Raw genomic sequence first — 19,679 nt, 5'->3', positions numbered from 1 at the left:
GACAAGGCGTTGAACGCATCGGGCCGGTTGAGTGTCAGCGTGACCAGCCCGCGCGGGTCACGCTGGGTCAGTACGAGCGGGGTTGTCGCGGTATTCATCATGCGGCTCCAGAAATTCAGCGCAATTTTGCATCACAAACCGGGTGCTGCCGACTACTTCCAGCGGCTGGGCTCGACATCCACATGGCGGTTGGCGTCACCCAGCATCAGCACGCCTTCCTGGATGGTGGCTTGCAGCACCATGCTGCGCTGCGCCAGCGGAATCAGCGCCTGGGCGGTGGCACTGGGGATGCGCCAGACTGACAGGTTTTTCAGCCGGGTCAGCTTGTTTTCAATGCCGCGCCACCAGACGTCGGCGGCCTGGCCAAAGGCGTACAGCACCACCGCATCGGCTTTGCCGCAGGCTTTGGACAGGGGTTTGTCCTCGGGTTGGCCCACCTCGACCCACAGCCGCGTCAGACCGGTAAAGTCACGCAGCCAGACATCGGGTTCGTCCGGGTCAGACAGGCCAGCGCCAAAAGCCAGGTTGCCGTCACCACCACACACGGTTTGCAACTGGTGCGCCTGCCAGGCCAAGGCACACAGGCGCACCATCATGCGCTCATCGGTCTCGCTGGGATGGCGTGCCAGCGTCAAGGCGTGGTCTGCGTAATAGGCGTGGTCGATGTCTGCAATTTGCAGGTTGGCTTTGAAAATGGTGGACTTGGTGGCCATCGCGTACGTTCAGACCCGCCGCGCCAACTCGGCTGCCAGGCCGGTGTAGCTGCCCGGTGTCATGGCGAGCAGACGCGCTTTCTCAGCCTCGGGAATAGCCAGTTCGGCGATGAAACCCTGCATCAACTCGCGTGTCATGGGTGCGCCGCGGGTGAATTCCTTGAGCTTCTCATAGGGCTCAGGCAGGCCAAAGCGGCGCATCACAGTCTGAATTGGCTCGGCCATGACCTCCCAGGAGCTGTCCAGATCGTCAGCCAGCGCGGCCTCGTTGAGTTCCAGTTTGCCAAGTCCGGTCGCCAGTGATTGATAGGCCAGCACCGCGTAACCCAGCGCCACCCCCATGTTGCGCAGCACCGTGCTGTCGGTCAGATCACGCTGAAAGCGCGAGATCGGGAGCTTCTCGCTCAGGTGCCGCAGTACCGCGTTGGCCAGGCCCAGGTTGCCTTCGGCGTTCTCAAAGTCAATCGGATTGACCTTGTGCGGCATGGTCGATGAGCCGACCTCGCCTTTCTTGAGTTTCTGTTTGAAATAGCCCAGACTGACATAACCCCAGACATCACGCGCCCAGTCGATCAGGATGGTGTTGGTGCGCGCAACCGCATCAAACAGCTCAGCCATGTAATCATGGGGCTCGATCTGGATGCTGTAGGGCTGAAAACACAGGCCCAGCCCCATGGGTTCGGGCGTTTCAATGACTTTGCGGCTGAAGGCCTCCCAGTCAAAGTCAGGCCAGGCGGACAGATGGGCGTTGTAATTGCCCACCGCGCCGTTCATCTTGGCCATGAGCTTGACGCTGGCAATTTTTTCACGCGCAGCCACTAGGCGCACCACCACATTGGCGATTTCTTTGCCCACGGTGGTCGGGCTGGCGGTCTGGCCGTGGGTGCGGCTCAGCATGGGTACCGCGGCAAAGTTCTGTGCCATGTCGCGCAGTTTGTCGATGATGGTGTCCAGCGCCGGCAGCAGCACGGTGTCACGCCCGCTCTTGAGCTGCAGCGCGTGGCTGGTGTTGTTGATGTCTTCGCTGGTGCAGCCAAAGTGCACAAACTCCTGCACCGCCAGCAGCTCGGGGCGGGCTTCAAACTTGCTTTTGAGCCAGTATTCCACCGCCTTGACGTCATGGTTGGTGGTTTTTTCGATCTCTTTGATCGCTTGGCCATCGGTCTCGGAGAAATTTTTCACCAAGCCCAGCAAATAGGTGCGTGCCCCGGGCGAGAGCGGCTTGAACTCGGCAAAACCACAGTCGCTCAGCGCGATGAACCAGGCCACCTCGACTTGCACGCGCCGGTGCATATAACCTTGTTCGCTCATGGAAGGGCGCAGTTTGGCAAGTTTGGCGGCGTAACGGCCGTCCAGCGGGCTCAGGGCGGAGATGGCAGAGGTAGTCATCAGCAGATTGTAGGTGCCGGTGTATAGAATGAAGCGAAAACACAACCCAGCAGCCTGTCACATGCCCATGAAACTCATCGGTTCCAACACCAGCCCCTACGTGCGAAAGGTCAGGGTGGTGATGGCCGAAAAAAAACTCGATTACGACTACGTGCTTGAAGACGTGTGGTCGGCCACGACGCAGATTGCGCTCACCAACCCGTTGGGCAAGGTGCCTTGTCTGATCATGGAGGGTGGTGAGGTGATCAGTGACTCGCGCGTCATTGTTGAGTATTTTGATACCTTGTCACCGGTGGGCAAACTGATTCCGACGGTGGGTCGTGAGCGTGCCGAGGTCAAAACCTGGGAGGCGCTGGCCGATGGTGTGCTGGACGCGGCCATCCTGGCGCGGCTGGAGGCGACCTGGGGTGGCCGAACCGAGGCACAGCGTTGTCAGGCCTGGATCGACCGCCAGCTGGGCAAGGTGGACGCCGCCCTCCAGGCCATGAGCAAAGGGCTGGCTGAGAAGTCCTACTGTGTCGGTATTCATTTGAGTCTGGCCGACATTGCGGTGGGCGTGGCGCTGGGTTATCTGGACTTTCGCTTCCCCGGGATCCACTGGCGTGAGCGGCATCCCAATCTGCACAAATTGCAGGACCGGCTGATGCAGCGGCCCAGTTTTGCCGACACCAAGCCGTTTTAAGCGCTTACGTTTGCTTACATTTTTTTGAGTGCCGGTCGGGCGGCGTTTGGCTACAGTTCGCGTCATGCACGCGATCGCCAAACCCAACTACAAGACCCATTACAAATGCCATGCGTGTGGCGCCACGAGCTACCTGCCGGTGATGGCACGCTCCGCCAACGGTGCCTTGTTGCCCACTGGCCAGTACCGCTGCAGTGGCTGCCGCGGTATTTTTGCCACGGTCAAGGCCTGGTGTATGCCACGCCGGGGACCGGAGTTTGAGGTCAGTCGCCATTTCGGTTGATGCCGCCGCAGGCGTACCCAATGGAATTACTGGTTGGCGCGCCGCTTCAGCCAGCGCATCAGGTTGCCTAGCAAAGGCAATTTTTCATATAGTTCTTCAGCAGCGTCCCAGTAGTCGCGGTGCAGCGTGATTTGCCCTTGATCCGACAAGACCAGGTGGGTCCCGCCAAGAATCACCTGGGGCTGGCCACGCTTGAAGCGCTTGAAGCCAAAGTGGAACTCCCAGGTCAAAAAACACTGTGAGCCTTGCACCACCTGCTGCGTCACCACAAATCGCGGCCGCTCCAGCTGCACAAACATGTGCTCGAAAATATGCGCGATCGCGTCCAGCCCGGTGACGTCATTGAACGGGTCTTTGAAACGTGCGTGCGGGGCGTAAAGCCGAGGCAAGTCGGCCACGCTCTGTGGCGTCAAGTTCTCAAAGAACGCCACGATGGCGGGCACAGCTGCCGACTCAGGGCAGGCGGCGGGGGGTGATGCGGGTGGCACAGGCAGGGGTGACGTCATGGGTGGGCGGCTCAGCGGTCGGTGGATTGCGTGGCCTGGCGCACCAGGGCGAAATACGCACGGTAAGGTAAAAACTGCAACAGCTTGAGCCACAACGTGAAGCGCTTGGGAAAGTGAATCTCAAACCGCCCCCGCGCCCAACCTTGCAGAATGGCGTGCGCCGCTTGCGCCGGCGTCAGCAGCGCGGGCATTTTGAAGCTGTTTTGTGCCGTCAGCGGCGTCTCGACAAAGCCCGGGTTGATGATCGACACACCCAGCCCATCCGGGCTAAGGTCAAGGTACAGCGCTTCGGCCAGATTGATCAACGCCGCCTTGGTCGGACCATAGGCCAGGCTGTTGGGCAAGCCGCCGTAGCCCGCCACGCTGCCCACCAGGCTGAAGTGGCCGTGGCCGCGTGCGCGCATGGCGGGCAATACGGCGTCGAGGAGGTACAGCGCGCCCAGGTAATTGACCTCGCAGTGGCGCTGCATGGCCGGCAAGTCCAGTGCGTGCGCTCGCATGGGTTCGTAGTGCCCGGCGCAGTACATCACCGCGTCCAGATGGCCCTTGGCCAGCAACCCGACGGCCGCGTGTTTGACCGCCCCGGCATCCGTGGCGTCGAGCACCAGCGCCTGGCAGTTGACATGGCTTTGCGCCAGCGCCTGCAGCGCAGCGCCATTGCGCGCCGACACCACCACCTGCGCCCCGGCTGCCAGCAGTGCGTGCGCCGTGGCCGCTCCAATGCCGCTGGAGGCGCCAACAATCCACACGGTTTGGCCAGACCAGTGGCGCAGCGGTGGGTTCAAAGGGCGAAGTAACGGCATGGAATTGCTTTATAAAACATAGCTTATCATGCTTATTGAATAAGGGCTTGATGCCAATTTGATAGAAAATCTCGAAGCGAGAAGCGGCTGATTTGGCGTGCGTGCGTTGGGGCGGGTTGTGGTCTGCTTCATGGCCGTTTGCTGAACGACAGCGTGACCTCACCCAACCGAATGCCGAACTTGCGCATCTCGGCCCGGTTGAGCATGACCTGCGCGTCGACCAAATACATCCAGTCGTCAAACTGCACTTCATAAACCTTGCCGTCCACCGGCAGCGCCAGCGTGTAGGTCCAGTGAAACGCGTTGCCGCGCACCTGGCCCTGGGCGATGCCCATCACATCGTCGGCCACACCGGTGTAGCGGCCATCGGGGTGGCGGGTCAGGCGCCAGACGCGCTTTTGTGTGCTGCCGTCCGAGTAAGTGAACGACTCGTCAAGCACGCCTTGGTCGCCCGTCCAGGTGCATTGCATCAGTACCGTAAAGCGCTTGACCACCTGGCCCGAGCGGTCGGTGAAGATGCCGTGGGCATCGAGCGTGCCGTTGAAATAGGTGCGCAAATCCAGCGTCGGCTTTTCGTTGACATAGTGGTCAACGGAGGGCGCAGCACAACCGCCAGCCAGCAGCGCCGTGGCAGAAGCGGCCAATAAGATCAGTCGTCGTTTCATGGTGTCTTTCGGATGATTTGGGTATAGAGCAGCACGGCCGCCAGCGTTTTCAGCACACAAGGCAGCACGCAATAAGCCAGCGTCAGCACCGCCAGCGCGTCAGGGTCGGTGCTGCCCGGCTGGTAACCCAGCCAGCCCAAAACCGGCAGTGCCAGCCCAGCGGCCAGCGCTAGGTTCAGCTTGGTGGCAAACGCCCACCAGCCAAAGTAGGCACCCTCGGCGTGCCCGCTGTCCCCACTGCGCTGGATCACCCCCGCCAACAGGGCGGCGGGCAAGGCCAGGTCGCTGCCCAGTGCCACGCCCGAGAGCGCGCACACCAGCACAAAGGCCGCCACATCACCGGCACCCAGCACGCTGGCACCGGCAAACACCAGCACTGCCAACACCATGCCGATGAGCCAGGTGCGCGCCAGCCCAAGCCGTGGCACCAGCCGCACCCACAAGGGGATGCTCAGCGCTGCGCAGACAAAGTGACTGCCCAAAAACAGCGGTTGCGCACTCGCCGGCGCCTGCAGCCGGTCCTGCACAAAAAACAGCAGCAGCGTGGCCGGCACGGCGCTGGCAATGCCGTTGAGCAAAAACACCGCCATCAGGCGCTGAAACCCGCTGCGCTGCCACGGCAGCCACAGCGGTACAGCCCCAGTGTCGGGCCTGCCCCCCGGCGCGGGCACCAGGCTGTGGCGCCACGCCCACCAGCCCAGCGCGCTAGCTACAAATAATAGAGCTACTGTCGCCGGCAATCCAAGGACTACAGGCGCAATGGATGCAATGATGACGCCGGCCAGGGCGAGGCTCTCCCGCCACGCCACCACGCGGCTTTGGTGGCTGGCGTTGCCACCCAGGCGCGCGCCCCAGGCCTGGTGCAGGATGGTCAAGGCGCTGTAGGCCAGCGTGGTCAGCAGCAAGCTGGCCGCCAGCCATAGCAGCAGATGCACGGGCTGGTCCTGCCAGGGCTGTGGCGGGTAAAACAGCGCCGCAAAGCCAGCGCACAGGGCCAGCACCAGCAGCGCCGCCCAGCGCAATGCCGGGTGCGTCGCCCCGGCGGGTGTGGGCTGCCCCTGCAGGTGGTCGGCCCAACGCCCCAGCAGCGGGTCAATCAGGGTGTCGAGCAGGCGCACCGCCAGCAGCACTGCGCCCAGACTGACCAGCGAGGCACCAAATTCGCGCGCATAGTGATTTGGCAGCAACACATAAAGGGGCAACGCCACAAACGCCAGCGGCAGCCCCATCAGGCCGTAGCGCAGGCCTTGCTGCCAGGGCAAGTTGGCGTTGTTCATGGGCCGCCCAGTGCAGCCAACAGGTCGCGGCGCATGGCAGGCTCGCTGGTGGCGGTATGCAGCCAGATACCAAAAAACAGCGCACTAAACACCGCGTCGTCGATGAGGCCCAGCGTGCGCCCGTTGAGCCAGAAGCGCGCCCCGCGCCCGGGTTGGTGCACGCCGGTCAGGCGGTCGCCTTCCACCACATCAGGAAACAGTTGCTGCATGCGTGCCAGCCAGGTGGCTTGCAGCGCCGCGTCGATCGGCCCCTGGCGCAGCATCTCGGCAATCGACCGTTCGGCAATGGCTTTGCCGCGCAGGGTGCGCAAGTACGTCAGACTCAAGCCCAGCGGGTACTGGGCGTAGCGCTGGGCTTCAAAGCCTGCAGTCACCCAAAGCTGCGCGTCATACACCTCAAAGCCCCACACCCGCAGCCGCGCCGCGCCCGCCCAAACTGGGCTTGGCAACACCCCAGCCATCTCCGGCCAGGGCGGCATGGTGCCACTGGTTGACGCGGCCAGGTGGCCAGCAGGCACCAGCAAGCACACAGGCCAGGCCAACAGGGTGCGGCGTGTCGGGTTCATCGCTCAGACCCGCTTTTGCAAGGTGTACTGCACCACGTCAATGCTGTCTTCCATGAACGCGGCCTCGCAGTACGCCAGGTAAAACTCCCAGATGCGCAAGAAGCGCTCATCAAACCCCTGCTGCAACACCGCCTCGCGCTGCGCCATAAAGCTGTCGCGCCAGCGTCGCAGGGTCTCGCCATAGTCGTGGCCAAAGGCGAGCTCATCCACCACCGCCAGACCGGCCGCCTGCGCCTGGGCGCGAAACTCGCGCGGGCACGGCAGGCAGCCGCCCGGAAAGATGTACTGCTGAATGAAGTCGGTCGAGCCCACATAGCGCTCAAACAAGTCGTCGGCAATGACGATGCTTTGCACACAGGCGCGTCCCCCCGGCTTGAGCAGGCGTGCCACCGTCTCAAAATAGGTCGGCCAGTACTCGCGCCCCACCGCCTCGACCATCTCGATCGAGCAAATGGCATCAAACGGCGCGTCGACGATGTCGCGGTAGTCCTGCAGACGCAAATCGCTTTGAGCCGCTTGGCCCGCGTTGGCCAGCCGCGCCTGGGCCCAGGCCAGTTGCTCGGTGCTGAGCGTGACACCCGTGACATGGGCGGCAAACTCGCGTGTGGCCATTTCGGCCAGCGCACCCCAACCACAACCGATCTCCAGCACCCGGTGACCCGGCTGTACACCGGCCATGTGCAATGCCCGGCGCACCTTGGTCTGTTGCGCTTGTGCCATGGGCTGCTGCAGGTCGCCCGCAAACAGCGCGGCCGAGTAGTTCATGGTCTCGTCGAGCCACAGCCGGTAAAAATCATTGCCCAGGTCGTAGTGCGCGTGGATGTTCTTCTGGCTGCCAGCGCGGGTGTTGCGGTGCAACAGGTGTTTGACGCGGTACAGCAGGCGACCGGCCCAGTGGCCAAAGATCACCGAATCGATGACGCTGCGGTTTTTCAGCAGCACCCGCAGCAGCTCGGTGAGGTTGGGGGTGCTCCAGTCGCCGGCAATAAATCCTTCGGCAAAGCCGATGTCGCCCGACTTGAGAGCCGCAGACAAAGGCTTGTAGTTGTGCAGCACCAGCGTGGCGTGCGGCAGCGTTTGTGCACCAAAGCGCTGCATGGTGGCATCAGGCAGCTGCACGGTGAGGCTGCCGTGCTTGAGGTTTTGTAGCAATTTGAGCACGCTTCGTGCCGCCAGCGGCGCCTTTTGCGGCATCGTCAGGGCAGCGCGGCAGGCGTTGGCGCCAGGGGTATCGGTGCGAACAGAACCGTTCATGGGTAAGGCCTTTAGCGGGTGGTGAAGTGGGCGGGGGGAGTCGGTTTGCGAAAAAACGGCGCTTTTTTCAGCCAGAGTTGCAGCGCCTGCCAGTGAATGCGCGCCAGCACCGCCAGCGTCATCCACGGGTAAGTCCACAGGGCACGGCGCGCACTGGCACGGGTGAGTGGCTCCAGCGCACCGCCCACACTGGTTTCGATCAGGGGGCCCGCGCCGTCGTCGTAGTCCACACGCGCCAGGGTGCGGCCAAAGTCAGGCGTGATCATGAAGCGAAAGCGGTAGCTGCCCTCGACCGGGCAAAACGGCGATACATGAAACACCTTGGCTGCGCGCTGCTCCACGCCAAAGCGCGGCGCGTCGAGCAGATAACAATGCCGCTCGCCAAAAGTGTTGTTGACCTCGGCCAGCACGGCGCGCAGGCTGCCATCTTTGCGGTGGCAGTACCAGAAGCTCACCGGCTTGAAGGCAAAACCCAGCACGCGCGGGTAGCAGTGCAGCCAGACCTCGCCGTCAGCATCCGTTATGCCTTCAGCTGTCAGCAGGTCGTCCAGCCAGCGCAAGGCGCCGCCCTGCGCCATCGGGCGGCCATCGCCATGGTCGCGGTCGTCAAAGCGCAACGCCGACCACGCGCTACGGACGGGTGCCTCGGCTGGCAGGTTGCGCATGGGCAACATTAAGAAGTAGGTCGGGTAAACAAAAGCGTGGCGCTGCGGGCGCAAACGGGTGTGGCGCACCTCACCAAAGCCGATCAGCGGCTGGGTGGTTTTCATGGGTTGGCGTGCAGCAGGCGCCGCGCCACGTCCAGGCCGGACTTCAGGCCGTCTTCGTGAAAGCCATAACCGGTCCAGGCGCCGCAGAAATAGGTGTGCTGCTGGCCTTGCAGCGCGGGCACCTGAGCCTGGGCGCGGATGGCGGCCAGGTCAAACACTGGGTGTGCATAGTCAAAGCTGCCGTGGATCAGCGTCGGGTCGATGGGGCGCAGCGGGTTGAGCGACACCACCACCGGCTGGGCAAAGGGCAGGGGCTGCAACTGATTGAGCAGGTAATGCAGGCAAACCCGGTTGTCGCTGACGCCCGGCGCCTGCGGCGCGGGGCAGGTGCCGGCGCGCTCGTAGTTCCAGGCGGCCCAGGCGCGCCGCGACTGCGGCAACACCGAGGTGTCGGTGTGCAGCACTGCGCGATTGGGCTGGTAGCCGATGGCACCCAGCACCGCGAGTTCGGGACGGGTGGGCGTGGCCAGCAAGGCCAGGGCCTGGTCCGAATGGCAGGCCAACACCAGCTTGTCAAAATGCTCGGTCTGGCCAGCGCTGTGCAGGTGCACGCCCTGGGCGTCTCGCTCGATGCGCTGTACCGGCGTCTTCAGCCGTTTGTCGGCTATGCCCGCAATGATCTTGTCGACATACTGGCGCGCGCCGCTAGGCACCGTCCACCACTGCGGCCGGTTGCTGACCTGGATCAGCCCATGGTTGTGACAGAAGCGGATCATGGTGGCCGTTGGAAACTGCAGCATCTGGTCAATCGGACAACTCCAGATGCAACCCAGCATCGGAAGCAGGTACCAGTCGCGAAACTCGGCGGAAAAGCGGTGCGCGGTCAGAAAGTCGGCCAGCGGCTGCATCAAGGCGGCGTCGTCACCCTGCTGCGCCAGTTCATTGGCCAGGCGATTAAAGCGCAGCAGATCGCGCAGCATGCCCCAGAAGCGCGGTTTGAGCAGGTTGGCGCGCTGCGAAAACACGGTGTTGAGCGAACTGCCACTCCACTCCAACGGGGCTTGGCCAGCATGCCCAGGCACCTGCACTGAAAACGACATGTCAGACTTGGCGCTGGGCACGCCCAGCTCGGCCAGTAGCGCAATCAACTGCGGGTAGGTGCGCTCGTTAAACACCAGAAAGCCGGTGTCGACGCCGTGCGTGACCGGACCGTGCTCGCCGTTGAGCGTCACATCCACGGTGTGCGTGTGCCCGCCAAAGTAGTCGCCGGCCTCAAACAGCGTGACCTGGGCGTGGTCTTTGAGCCGGTGGGCGGCGGCCAACCCGGCAATGCCTGAACCGACGATGGCGATCTTCATGGCGCTGTTTGCCCTGTTGGTTGAGAACCGACGGCAGGGGAATCCACGCACGGCACCCTGCGGTCTGACAGGCTGCGTTCAGAGCCCCGTGCGCGGCGTGTGGCGGGCACAACCCCAGGCTGGTTGCCGTGGTTTGCGTGAAAAAATCTGGATGTGTTCAAAATAAAACTATAAAGATGTTTTGTGACTAATTGGTAATTTATCACATCTTTTAGTTTTGTGCTGCGCAGCTCGCCCCGGCCGAGCTTGATGACCGTTCCCGTGTTGGGCCATGGTGCATCAAAAGAGCTGTGGCTCAATTTCTACAGAAATCGTAGCTGCCTGCGCAATACTTTGATGGGCTAGAGTCGATTTTTGTGCTGAATTCTCGGCTTCGTCCTGGCGCACCAGAGAGCTCACCCGCACCCCCAGCAAGCGCAGGCGCTGTGTCAGCGGCACACGCTTGAGACACTGGCCTGCCACCCGGCGCAGGGTGCTGGCGTCGGCGGTGTAGAAGTCCAGCGTGATATCGCGCGTGGCGGTCTTGAAGTCGGCGTAGCGCAGTTTGATGCCAACCGTTTTGCCCACGTAGCCCTTGCGCTGCAAATCATCGGCCACCTGTTCGCACAGCTGGGTGAAGATGGCACCGAGTTCGGCTTTGTCGTGCACGGCGTGCAAATCGCGCTCGAACGTGGTTTCGCGGCTCATGGAGACCGGCTCGCTTTGCGTCACCACCGGGCGTGTGTCGATACCGTGCGCCGCGTCAAACAGCCAGGCACCGGTCTTTTGGCCAAATTGGTCGATGAGCCAGTCGATGCCTTTTGCGGCGAGCTCACCTATGTTGCGCACGCCGTGGCGCTGCAGCTTTTCGTCGGCCTTGGGGCCAATGCCGTTGATTTTGCGGCAGGCCAGCGGCCAGATTTTTGACTGCACCTCGTCTTCAAACACGATGGCAATGCCGTTGGGTTTGTTGAACTCACTGGCCATTTTGGCCAACAGCTTGTTGGGCGCCACGCCGACCGAGCAGGTCAGGCCGGTCTCCTGAAAAATCGTTTTCTGGATGAGGCGTGCCAGCACCCGACCGCCCTCGCGCTGTCCACCGGGCACTTTGGTGAAGTCGATGTAGACCTCGTCCACCCCCCGGTCTTCCATCAGCGGCGCAATGTCCAGGATGATGTCTTTGAACGTGCGGGAAAAACGCCGGATCTCGGCAAAGTCCACCGGCAGCAGGATTGCCTGCGGACACAGCTTGGCGGCTTTCATCAGCCCCATGGCCGAACCCACCCCATGCTGGCGCGCCGCATAGGTCGCGGTGGTGATCACGCCGCGCCCGGTGTAGCCGGCCAGCCGCGGGAAGGCGTCCAGGGGAATCCGTGCCAGCGGCAGGTCGGCGTGGGCCGTGAGCAACGCGTCGTCGACCGAGCGCCGGCCGCCACCGATCACCACGGGCAAGCCCTTGAGTTGCGGGTAGCGCAGCAGTTCCACCGACGCATAAAAGGCGTCCATGTCCAGATGGGCAATACGGCGAATCATGGAAGCAGAGAATAACTGGCCCAGCCACGCATTGGCCTGCGTTGTTAGTGCGTTATGTCAGCCGTTTGGGGTGTCATACAGGTTAAGCTCAGCACAGTTACATTTTGAGTCAATAGGTAGTTTCATGGATAAGCATTTTTTGAGCTCGCTGTTTTCTCCTGGTTCCATTGCCGTGTTCGCCGGCAATCCTGATGATCCCGAGTCGCAAACGCCGCAAGCGCGGGTGCTGCACCAGGCCATTACCGCCCAACATTACACCGGTAAACTGGTGTTTCTTGACGTGCACGCCAGCGGCACGCTGGCCGATCTGGCCAACACGCATGCCGACCTGGCGATCATTGCGTTGCCACCCGAACAAGTGGCGGCTGCGCTGGAGATTGCCGGGCGCATCAAATGTCAGTCGGCGCTGGTGATTTCCAGCGGCATCAACGCCGCGCAGGCGGCTGATCTGCACAAACAGGCCACGCGTGACGGCATTTATCTGCTTGGCCCCAATTGCCTGGGCTTTCAGCGGCCGCATATTCACCTCAACGCCAGTGTGGCGGGGGAGCTCGCCAATGTGGGGCCGCTGGCGCTGGTGTCACAGTCCGGAGCACTGACCTCGTCGATTCTGGACTGGGCCAGAAAGAACGCGGTGGGTTTTTCGACTGTGGTGTCACTTGGCCCCAACACCGCCGTGGACATGGCGCAGGTGCTGGATTTCCTGGCGGGCGATGCCAAAACGCACAGCATTGTGGTCTATCTGGAAGGCATCACCAACGCCCGGCGCTTCATGAGCGCGCTGCGCGCCGCCGCCAATGCCAAGCCGGTGGTGGTGCTCAAAGCCGGGCACAAACAGGCCGGCAACCGGGCGGCGCTGACGCACTCGGGCGCGATTGTCGGCAGTGACGCCGTGTTTGACGCCGCGCTGCGCCGCGCCGGCGCGGTGCGGGTGCGCTCGTTTGTCGCACTGTTTTCCGCCGCCAAGTGCCTGGCTTCGCGCTACAAGCCAGTGGGCAAACGCCTGGCCATCGTCACCAATGGCGGCGGCCCGGGCGTGCTCGCCGCCGACTGGGTGAGCGAGATTGCGCTGGACCTGGGACGGCTGACGCCCGAGCAGGTGCAGCAGCTCAAACCCCAGCTGCCACCGCTGGCGACCTTGAGCGACCTGATCGACGTCTCTGAGGACGCGGGGCCAGAGCAGTACCGCGCCGCGATTGCTGCCGCCAGCCAGGCGCCGCAGATCGACGGCATTTTGGTGATTTATTCGCCCAAGACCGGCATCGACGGCGACGCCATCGCCACGGCGATTGCCGGCTTTAACCGCCAGGCCAGCAAGCCGCTGTTGGCGTGCTGGATGGGCGACGCCTCGGTGGGCGAGGCGCGGCGCATTCTAAGCGATGCGGTGATTCCAAGTTTCAGAACCCCCGAGGCGGCGGTGGGCGCGTTTGGCAACATCGCCTCGTTCTACCAAAACCAGCAGCTGCTGCAGCAAACGCCACCGCCACTGTCAGACCTGGCGCAACCCGATGTGGAGGGTGCTCGCCTGCTGATTGAAAGCGTGCTGGCCGAGCGTCGCAAGGTGCTGACCGAGATGGAGTCCAAGGCGCTGTTGGCGGCTTTTCTGATTCCGGTCACCAAAACCATTCTGGCGCGCAACCCGAATGAGGCGATCATGATTGCCACGCAACTGGGTTTTCCGGTGGCGCTGAAAATCGACTCACCCGACATCAGCCACAAGTCGGATGTTCAGGGCGTCGCGCTGAACATCATGACCGCGGTGGGTGTGCGTGACACCTACCTGGACATGGTGCAAAACGTGACCCGCTTGCAGCCCGATGCGCGCATCAACGGGGTGACGATTCAAAACATGTCGAACCAGAAGCGTGGCCGTGAGGTATGCATCGGTCTGGTCACCGATCAGCCGTTTGGACCGGTGATCGCTTTTGGCGCGGGAGGTACGATGATCGAACTGATCAACGACCGCACCATGGAGCTGCCCCCCTTGAACCAGTTTCTGGCGCGCCGCCTGATTGAGCGTTCGCGGGTGTTCGAAACGCTTGGCCAATGGCGCGGTGCACCGGCTGCCGATGTGGACGCGCTGGAGCAGATCCTGCTGCGCGTCTCTGAGATGGTGTGCGAGCTGCCGCAGCTGCGCGAGATGGACATCAACCCGATCATTGTGGACGACTCCGGTGCGCTGGCGGTGGACGCGCGCATTGTCATTGACAACGCCGCGCCGTCGGTGCGGCATTACAACCACCTGGCCATCCTGCCCTATCCGTCCCAATACGAGCAGGTGTGCCCGATGGCCGGTGGCGGCGAATACATCGTGCGCCCGGTGCACCCGGATGACGCCGACATGCTGCAGGCGTTTGTGCGCGGGCTGTCGCCCGAGAGCCGTTACTTCAGGTTTGTGTCGAGCATGCAGGAGCTGCCCGCCACCATGCTGTCGCGCTTCACGCTGATCGACTATGACCGCGAAATGGCATTGGTGGCCATTCACACCGAAACCGGACTTGACGAAGACGGGCGGCCCACCGAGACCAGCCGGATTGTGGGCGTGTCGCGCTACATCACCAATCCCGACCGCAGCACCTGCGAGTTCTCACTGGTGGTGGCCGACGACTTCAAGGGCCAGGGCCTGGGGTCACGCCTGATGCTTTCCATCATGGACTTTGCCCGTGAAAAAGGGCTGACCGAGATTGAGGGTCTGGTGCTGGCCAACAACCACAACATGCTCAAACTGATGAAGAGCCTGGGCTTTGCCATCAAGTCCTTTGCCGAAGACCCCGACTTCAAGCTGGTGACGCATCAATTGCAGGCGACCTGAGCGTGGTTGGGGTCACGCCAGCGGCAAGGCGCATAGCGGACCGGTTTGAAGTGGCAAAAAATGTTGGCGTAGTCCTGGCCGTCCAGCGGCTGCGGGCGGCCGTGTAGCAGGCGACCCCCCTCGTAAAACACCATGTCACCGGGTTGGAGCAGCAGCTGATGGCGGCGGTAGCCGTTGTCTTCGATGCAGAGCGGCCAATCCTGATTCACCTGCTGTGCCACGTTGATGATGGCGCTGATGATGTGGGTGTCGAGCCGGTCACGGTGCATCTTCAAAACGGCGTTGTGGTGGTAACTGCGGATGCCATAGACGTAGGTGGGCTCCAATGGCTGGCCACACCAGGTTTCCAGCAGCGGTTTCAGCGCGGCGTGAATCGCCTGGCGCAGCTCAGTGCTCAGGTCGATCAAGCTGCTGCTGCGGGTGCTGGCATCGGGATCGGCGTGGTGGATAAAGCCGCCTTCTACAAACTCATCGCTGCGGGTTGATACCTGCAGCGCGTAAAGCTGTGCAATGCTGGCGAACAGCGTCGGCGCGAGCTGGTGTTTCTCGAAACCGGTCCTGGTGTAGTTGGGAATGAACTCGTTGAGCTCTCGCGGGTATCGGGCGGGCGGCGGGTTTTGTTTGCTGTGGGTGCGCAGGTGAAAGGTCAGCAGGGTTTTGCCGCCCTGAAGCACGGCTTTCTCTTCGCGCTGGCTGTGGGGGTTGACCGAGCCGTCGGCTAGCAGGTTGCACCACACCAGTGCCGTGCCACGCTGTGGTGTCAAGCGCAGCCCGGCTGGCTCAAACAGCGTCTCGCCACCCTCGTCAGCCTGCTTGAGGTACACCACCAGGCTGTGGGTGCGCTGCCCCATGCGGGCACCCTGGTGATCAAGGTCCTGCGGCCCAAACGCATCACAGCGGGCGGCCAAGCCCTGACCGACACCAAAGAACTGGCATACCGGTGTTTCGGCATAGGCGGGATCCACCCCCACCAGTTTGCACAGGCGCCATTGCAAGGCCTGCAGTGCGGCTGCCAGCTCAGACGCAGCGACATCTGTGACCGTGCCGCTGCCCGCATTCAGCAGGATTTCCAGTTGCTCACATTCCTCTGCGTGCAGGAAGTCAGGCAGTGCGTGAATCTCAAGTGCGCGGGCCGCCAGTCGGCGGGCGTTGGGTATCCAGAGTTGCGCGCGGTCGATCGCAACCGTGTCAGCCACGGTTGCCGGGTCCGGGTTGCGACGGTTGACCGGGCCGAACGGATTGACCAGTTGCGCCAGTGGCACACTGGGTTCATAGCCCATACAGGACGAAATATCCGGGTAGCTGTAACCCTCATCGAGTAGCACCTTGAAGATGCCATCCTTGTCGCGACCCGCTTGCAGGTTGCTGTGGACCCAGCCGATCCAGTCCGCGTTGAGTGTTTTGCTCATGTCCTGTGTCCTGCGGCCCCATCATGGGACCTTAGCAGGATGCCTGCGTCAACCCGGTCGATCTGCGTATGGCCGCAAAACGCCATCGTCAAATCCAGTTCCTTGTGGATGATCTCCAGTGCTTTGGTCACACCCGCCTCGCCCATCGCACCCAGGCCGTAGGTGAAGGCGCGGCCGATGTAGGTGCCACGCGCACCCAGGGCACGCGCCTTGAGCACGTCCTGCCCGCTGCGGATGCCGCCGTCCATGTGCACCTCGATCTGGCTGCCCACCGCCTGCACGATGGCGGGCAGGGCGCTGATGGAAGACGGCGCACCGTCCAGCTGGCGTCCGCCGTGGTTGCTGACCACCAGCGCATCAGCCCCCGAGTTGACCGCCAGCCGGGCGTCTTCCACGTCCTGCAGACCTTTGACGATCAGCTTGCCACCCCAGCGTTTCTTGATCCATTCCACATCGTTCCAGCTCAAGGCCGGGTCAAACTGCTTGGCCGTCCATTCACTTAACGAGCCCATGTTTTCCACCCCCTTGACGTGGCCCACAATGTTGCCAAAGCCGTGCCGCTGGGTGCCGAGCATGCCCAGTCCCCAGCGGACTTTGGTTGCCATGTCGATGATGTTGGCCAACGTGGGTTTGGGTGGAGCCGACAAGCCGTTTTTCAGGTCTTTGTGGCGCTGGCCCAGAATCTGCAGGTCCAGTGTGATCATCAGTGCCGAGCAATTGGCGGCGTTGGCGCGGTCAATCAGGCGCTCGATGAAGCCGCGGTCGCGCATCACATACAGCTGAAACCAGAACGGATGCCCGCCGGTCTCGCGCGCCACGTCTTCGATTGAGCAGATGCTCATGGTCGACAGGGTGAATGGCACGCCAAACTTTTTGGCGGCGTTGGCGGCCTTGATCTCCCCGTCGGCGCACTGCATGCCGGTGAGTCCCACCGGTGCCAGCGCCACCGGCATGGCCACGGTTTGGCCAATCATGGTGCTGGCGGTGCTTCGGTTTTCCATGTTGATGGCCACGCGCTGGCGCAACAGGATCTTCTGGAAGTCGGCCGAGTTGGCGCGGTAGGTGCTCTCGGTCCAGCTGCCAGAGTCAGCGTAGTCGTAAAACATGCGCGGCACACGCGCTTTGGCCAGCAGGCGCAGGTCTTCGATATGGGTAATGACGGGCATTTTTCTCTCCGAGGGACACGGCACATGTTACGGGCCGCCGCTGCGGGCGTTGCTGAAAACTGCACGGGCAGGTTTGAAATAAATTGCGAACCGGGCGCGGGTTTGGGGCAAAGTCGGTCAACATCTGGCAACATTGATCCATGCAAAGCCCAGACGTTTTGATCATCGGCGCCGGTATGGCAGGTGCTTCGGTTGCCTATTTTTTGGCGCCACACTGCCGCGTGACTTTACTTGAGCGTGAGACGCAGCCTGGCTACCACGCCACCGGGCGCTCGGCGGCGATGTTCAGCGAAACCTATGGCAATGCCACGGTGCGCGCGCTCAGCACCGCGTCCAAGGCGTTTTACCTCAACCCACCCGCCGGGTTTTCTGAGTATCCACTGGTCACGCCACGCGGTGCGCTGATTGTGGGTGGGCAGGCCGATCAGGAGGCTCTGCGTCGTGAGTGGCAGGCGATGCAGGCGCTGGTCCCCAACGTCTCGTGGTGGACGCCATCGCAGATCTTGCAGCGGGTGCCGGTGCTTCGACCCGAATTCGCCCACTGCGGCATCTTCGAGCCCGATGCGATGGACCTGGATGTTCACGCCATCCACCAGGGTTTCCTGCGCGGTGCCCGGGCGACCGGTGCCACGCTGGTGTGCCAGGCTGAGGTGCAACGGCTGCAGCAGGTGGCAGGTGTCTGGCAGGTGACAACTTCTGCTGGCGCGTTTGCGGCCCCGGTGCTGATCAACGCCGCCGGTGCCTGGGGCGACGAGCTGGCGCTGCTGGCGGGGGTGGCACCTGTGGGGCTGGTGCCCCGGCGTCGCACCGCCTTGACCACACCCGCGCCAGCCGACTGCGACATCACGACCTGGCCGCTGGTGATTGACGCCCGCGAGAGTTTTTACTTCAAGCCCGATGCCGGTGTGCTGCTGCTGTCACCCGCCAACGAAGATCCGGTCAGTCCGCAGGACGTTCAACCGGAAGAGCTCGATGTGGCGACGGCGGCGGACCGGATCGAGGCCGCCACGCACCTGCAAATCCGCCAGATCCGGCGCAAATGGGCGGGGCTGCGTTCGTTTGTGGCCGACAAGTCGCCGGTGGTCGGTTTTGCGCCCGATGCGTCAGGTTTTTTCTGGCTGGTGGGTCAAGGCGGCTACGGCATTCAGACCGCGCCGGCCATGGGAGAGCTGGCGGCCGCGCTGGTACAAGGACTACCCGCGCCACCCGCATTGACGGCGTTGGGCGTGAGCGCCGAGCTGCTGGGTGCCACCCGCTCTGGCCTGCGTGTGGGGGGTACCGTATGAATCCACTCGCGCTACCACTGGCGTTGACCCAGGCGCAGGCCTGTTGGCAGCGTGGAGACCTGATTCAGGCCGAGACCCTGTGCCGTCAAGCCTTGCTGCAGGACCGGAACAACGGCAACGCCTACGCGTTGTTGGCGGCGGTGTTGACGCAAAGCAAACAAACGCCGAAGGCCGAAACGCTGGGACGGCAGTGGGCCGGGCTCTGTCCGGGGGATGGACGCGCGCATGCATTTTGTGGGGATGTGCTGCGTGAGCAGGGCCAGATCGAAGCCGCCATGCGCAGCTGGCAGCATGCTTTGCATCTTCCGGGTGCGCAGGGTGACCTGCATTACCGAATGGGCCGTGCGCTGATCGATCTGGGGCAGGATGCGCTGGCCTTGGCCGAGCTGGAGGCTGCGCAATGCGATGGGCAGGTGCATGAGGAGGCACTGTTGTGGCAGATCAGGGTGTTGCACCGGCTGCAGCGCGGTGACCAGGCGCGCCAGTTGCTGGGGGATGCACTTTTCAGGCGCAGCAAAACGGGGCAGGAAGGGCAGATTGTGAACCTGTGGCTGGCGCTTTTTCCCAGCGATGAGGTGCCCATCCATCGGCTTGCGGCCCAAGGGAGTGCGCCCGCGCCAGCGCGCGCCAGCGACGCTTATGTCAGTTACCTGTTTGACCATTACGCAGATTCGTTTGATTCGCAGCTGGCCAAGCTGCATTACCGGGCACCGGAGCTGATTGCGGGCCAATTGGCGCAGTCGCTGGCGCCACCGCAGGCCCACTGGCGGGTACTCGATGCGGGTTGTGGCACCGGCTTGTGCGGCGTCTGGTTACGTCCCTATGCGCGCGTGCTGGCGGGTGTTGACCTGTCACCCGGCATGGTGGCCAAGGCGCGCGCCCGCGGCGGCTACGACCGGTTGGTGGTGGCGGAGCTGACAGAGTTTTTGGGCACCTGCCATGGCGATTTCGAGCTGATCGTGTCGGCTGACACGCTGGTTTATTTTGGTGACCTGATCCCCGTTCTGGCTGCTGCGTCCAGTGCCTTGACCAGCGGTGGCTGGCTTGCGTTTTCACTGGAGCAGGCCGAGCCCGATGATGCACCTGACTGGCAGCTGAGCCGCAGTGGACGTTATACGCACACGCGGGGCTACGTGGAGCAGGTCGTGCAGCTGTCGGGCTTGCGCCTGGAGGTGTTGGCACCGGCCACCCTGCGCATGAATGATCATCAACCGGTCAAGGGTTTGATCGTTTTGGCCTCCAGGCCATATTAAACAAGCATTTGATGCTGTAAAAAAGATAACAAACG

At 62.8% G+C, this 19,679-nt stretch carries 18 protein-coding genes and 1 pseudogene; 5 read left to right on the top strand and 14 right to left on the bottom strand.

Features of this window, described 5'->3' with window-relative positions; genetic code table 11:
* The 3 genes and pseudogenes from KBF66_RS10450 to purB form a co-directional block, all read right to left on the bottom strand.
* A pseudogene (locus KBF66_RS10450) lies at positions 1-98 on the bottom strand (enoyl-CoA hydratase); the annotation flags it as partial.
* 54 nt (positions 99-152) lie between these two features.
* Entirely contained in the window at positions 153-713 is a 561-nt protein-coding gene (locus KBF66_RS10445) for a YaeQ family protein (RefSeq protein WP_296656099.1), read from the bottom strand.
* 9 nt (positions 714-722) lie between these two features.
* Entirely contained in the window at positions 723-2,102 is a 1,380-nt protein-coding gene (gene purB, locus KBF66_RS10440; RefSeq protein ID WP_296656096.1) for an adenylosuccinate lyase, read from the bottom strand.
* Positions 2,103-2,169: 67 nt separating this feature from the next.
* Here purB and KBF66_RS10435 point away from each other — a divergent pair, with 67 nt between their 5' ends.
* Both KBF66_RS10435 and KBF66_RS10430 read left to right on the top strand, forming a co-directional pair.
* The gene (locus KBF66_RS10435) at positions 2,170-2,784 is read left to right on the top strand and encodes a glutathione S-transferase N-terminal domain-containing protein (RefSeq protein ID WP_296656102.1); all 615 of its coding nucleotides are present in this window, start codon (positions 2,170-2,172) and stop codon (positions 2,782-2,784) included.
* Between the two features lie 64 nt (positions 2,785-2,848).
* Positions 2,849-3,067 carry a hypothetical protein gene (locus tag KBF66_RS10430; protein WP_296656094.1) on the top strand — a complete coding sequence of 73 codons (219 nt, stop codon included), beginning with the start codon at positions 2,849-2,851 and terminating at the stop codon, positions 3,065-3,067.
* A 26-nt stretch (positions 3,068-3,093) separates the two neighbouring features.
* Here the strand turns inward: KBF66_RS10430 and KBF66_RS10425 are convergent, their stop codons facing one another.
* From KBF66_RS10425 to KBF66_RS10385, 9 genes are all read right to left on the bottom strand, one after another.
* Positions 3,094-3,573 carry a nuclear transport factor 2 family protein gene (locus KBF66_RS10425; protein ID WP_296656092.1) on the bottom strand — a complete coding sequence of 160 codons (480 nt, stop codon included), beginning with the start codon at positions 3,571-3,573 and terminating at the stop codon, positions 3,094-3,096.
* An 11-nt stretch (positions 3,574-3,584) separates the two neighbouring features.
* Positions 3,585-4,376, bottom strand: a complete 792-nt coding sequence (locus tag KBF66_RS10420) for an SDR family NAD(P)-dependent oxidoreductase (RefSeq protein ID WP_296656088.1) — start codon at positions 4,374-4,376, stop codon at positions 3,585-3,587.
* Between the two features lie 128 nt (positions 4,377-4,504).
* A complete protein-coding gene (locus KBF66_RS10415; RefSeq protein ID WP_296656085.1) occupies positions 4,505-5,041 on the bottom strand; it encodes a DUF3833 domain-containing protein in 537 nt (178 codons plus the stop codon).
* Positions 5,038-6,318 (bottom strand): MFS transporter, encoded by a 1,281-nt coding sequence (locus tag KBF66_RS10410; RefSeq protein WP_296656084.1) that lies wholly within the window; start codon positions 6,316-6,318, stop codon positions 5,038-5,040. The genes KBF66_RS10415 and KBF66_RS10410 overlap by 4 nt, the downstream gene beginning before the upstream one ends.
* Positions 6,315-6,884, bottom strand: coding sequence for a chalcone isomerase family protein (locus tag KBF66_RS10405; RefSeq protein ID WP_296656082.1), 570 nt, complete (start codon positions 6,882-6,884; stop codon positions 6,315-6,317). Before KBF66_RS10405 ends, KBF66_RS10410 begins: the two co-directional genes overlap by 4 nt.
* A 3-nt stretch (positions 6,885-6,887) precedes the next feature.
* Positions 6,888-8,138: a cyclopropane-fatty-acyl-phospholipid synthase family protein gene (locus KBF66_RS10400; protein WP_296656081.1), complete on the bottom strand. Its 1,251-nt coding sequence runs from the start codon at positions 8,136-8,138 to the stop codon at positions 6,888-6,890.
* An 11-nt stretch (positions 8,139-8,149) separates the two neighbouring features.
* The gene (locus tag KBF66_RS10395; protein ID WP_296656079.1) at positions 8,150-8,908 is read right to left on the bottom strand and encodes a DUF1365 domain-containing protein; all 759 of its coding nucleotides are present in this window, start codon (positions 8,906-8,908) and stop codon (positions 8,150-8,152) included.
* Entirely contained in the window at positions 8,905-10,206 is a 1,302-nt protein-coding gene (locus tag KBF66_RS10390) for an FAD-dependent oxidoreductase (protein ID WP_296656078.1), read from the bottom strand. Before KBF66_RS10390 ends, KBF66_RS10395 begins: the two co-directional genes overlap by 4 nt.
* 279 nt (positions 10,207-10,485) lie before the next feature.
* A complete protein-coding gene (locus tag KBF66_RS10385; protein ID WP_296656076.1) occupies positions 10,486-11,718 on the bottom strand; it encodes a DNA polymerase IV in 1,233 nt (410 codons plus the stop codon).
* A 124-nt stretch (positions 11,719-11,842) separates the two neighbouring features.
* Between KBF66_RS10385 and KBF66_RS10380 the strand changes: the two genes are divergently transcribed.
* Positions 11,843-14,530 carry a bifunctional acetate--CoA ligase family protein/GNAT family N-acetyltransferase gene (locus KBF66_RS10380; protein ID WP_296656075.1) on the top strand — a complete coding sequence of 896 codons (2,688 nt, stop codon included), beginning with the start codon at positions 11,843-11,845 and terminating at the stop codon, positions 14,528-14,530.
* Here the strand turns inward: KBF66_RS10380 and KBF66_RS10375 are convergent.
* Together KBF66_RS10375 and KBF66_RS10370 are read right to left on the bottom strand one after the other, a co-directional pair.
* Entirely contained in the window at positions 14,512-15,939 is a 1,428-nt protein-coding gene (locus KBF66_RS10375) for a hypothetical protein (RefSeq protein ID WP_296656073.1), read from the bottom strand. The two genes, KBF66_RS10380 and KBF66_RS10375, sit on opposite strands and share 19 nt — an antisense overlap.
* Positions 15,936-17,105 carry an alpha-hydroxy acid oxidase gene (locus KBF66_RS10370; protein WP_296656071.1) on the bottom strand — a complete coding sequence of 390 codons (1,170 nt, stop codon included), beginning with the start codon at positions 17,103-17,105 and terminating at the stop codon, positions 15,936-15,938. The genes KBF66_RS10375 and KBF66_RS10370 overlap by 4 nt, the downstream gene beginning before the upstream one ends.
* 140 nt (positions 17,106-17,245) lie before the next feature.
* Between KBF66_RS10370 and KBF66_RS10365 the strand changes: the two genes are divergently transcribed.
* Positions 17,246-18,391, top strand: coding sequence for an FAD-binding oxidoreductase (locus KBF66_RS10365; RefSeq protein WP_296656070.1), 1,146 nt, complete (start codon positions 17,246-17,248; stop codon positions 18,389-18,391).
* On the top strand, positions 18,388-19,644 hold the full coding sequence (locus tag KBF66_RS10360) for a methyltransferase domain-containing protein (protein WP_296656068.1): 1,257 nt from the start codon (positions 18,388-18,390) through the stop codon (positions 19,642-19,644). The genes KBF66_RS10365 and KBF66_RS10360 overlap by 4 nt, the downstream gene beginning before the upstream one ends.
* Positions 19,645-19,679 lie beyond the last annotated feature (35 nt).

Origin of the sequence: Rhodoferax sp. (assembly GCF_018063565.1) — a bacterium.
Lineage (GTDB): Bacteria > Pseudomonadota > Gammaproteobacteria > Burkholderiales > Burkholderiaceae_C > Rhodoferax.
Note: the sequence above shows the minus strand (reverse complement) of the source record. Positions and strands in the feature narration are given on the sequence as shown.

Bases quoted from the DNA above. Each gene is read 5' to 3' on its own strand.
- KBF66_RS10445 (WP_296656099.1), bottom strand. From the start codon at position 713: ATGGCCACCAAGTCCACCATTTTCAAAGCCAACCTGCAAATTGCAGAC.
- purB (WP_296656096.1), bottom strand. From the start codon at position 2,102: ATGACTACCTCTGCCATCTCCGCCCTGAGCCCGCTGGACGGCCGTTAC.
- KBF66_RS10435 (WP_296656102.1), top strand. From the start codon at position 2,170: ATGAAACTCATCGGTTCCAACACCAGCCCCTACGTGCGAAAGGTCAGG.
- KBF66_RS10430 (WP_296656094.1), top strand. From the start codon at position 2,849: ATGCACGCGATCGCCAAACCCAACTACAAGACCCATTACAAATGCCAT.
- KBF66_RS10425 (WP_296656092.1), bottom strand. From the start codon at position 3,573: ATGACGTCACCCCTGCCTGTGCCACCCGCATCACCCCCCGCCGCCTGC.
- KBF66_RS10420 (WP_296656088.1), bottom strand. From the start codon at position 4,376: ATGCCGTTACTTCGCCCTTTGAACCCACCGCTGCGCCACTGGTCTGGC.
- KBF66_RS10415 (WP_296656085.1), bottom strand. From the start codon at position 5,041: ATGAAACGACGACTGATCTTATTGGCCGCTTCTGCCACGGCGCTGCTG.
- KBF66_RS10410 (WP_296656084.1), bottom strand. From the start codon at position 6,318: ATGAACAACGCCAACTTGCCCTGGCAGCAAGGCCTGCGCTACGGCCTG.
- KBF66_RS10405 (WP_296656082.1), bottom strand. From the start codon at position 6,884: ATGAACCCGACACGCCGCACCCTGTTGGCCTGGCCTGTGTGCTTGCTG.
- KBF66_RS10400 (WP_296656081.1), bottom strand. From the start codon at position 8,138: ATGAACGGTTCTGTTCGCACCGATACCCCTGGCGCCAACGCCTGCCGC.
- KBF66_RS10395 (WP_296656079.1), bottom strand. From the start codon at position 8,908: ATGAAAACCACCCAGCCGCTGATCGGCTTTGGTGAGGTGCGCCACACC.
- KBF66_RS10390 (WP_296656078.1), bottom strand. From the start codon at position 10,206: ATGAAGATCGCCATCGTCGGTTCAGGCATTGCCGGGTTGGCCGCCGCC.
- KBF66_RS10385 (WP_296656076.1), bottom strand. From the start codon at position 11,718: ATGATTCGCCGTATTGCCCATCTGGACATGGACGCCTTTTATGCGTCG.
- KBF66_RS10380 (WP_296656075.1), top strand. From the start codon at position 11,843: ATGGATAAGCATTTTTTGAGCTCGCTGTTTTCTCCTGGTTCCATTGCC.
- KBF66_RS10375 (WP_296656073.1), bottom strand. From the start codon at position 15,939: ATGAGCAAAACACTCAACGCGGACTGGATCGGCTGGGTCCACAGCAAC.
- KBF66_RS10370 (WP_296656071.1), bottom strand. From the start codon at position 17,105: ATGCCCGTCATTACCCATATCGAAGACCTGCGCCTGCTGGCCAAAGCG.
- KBF66_RS10365 (WP_296656070.1), top strand. From the start codon at position 17,246: ATGCAAAGCCCAGACGTTTTGATCATCGGCGCCGGTATGGCAGGTGCT.
- KBF66_RS10360 (WP_296656068.1), top strand. From the start codon at position 18,388: ATGAATCCACTCGCGCTACCACTGGCGTTGACCCAGGCGCAGGCCTGT.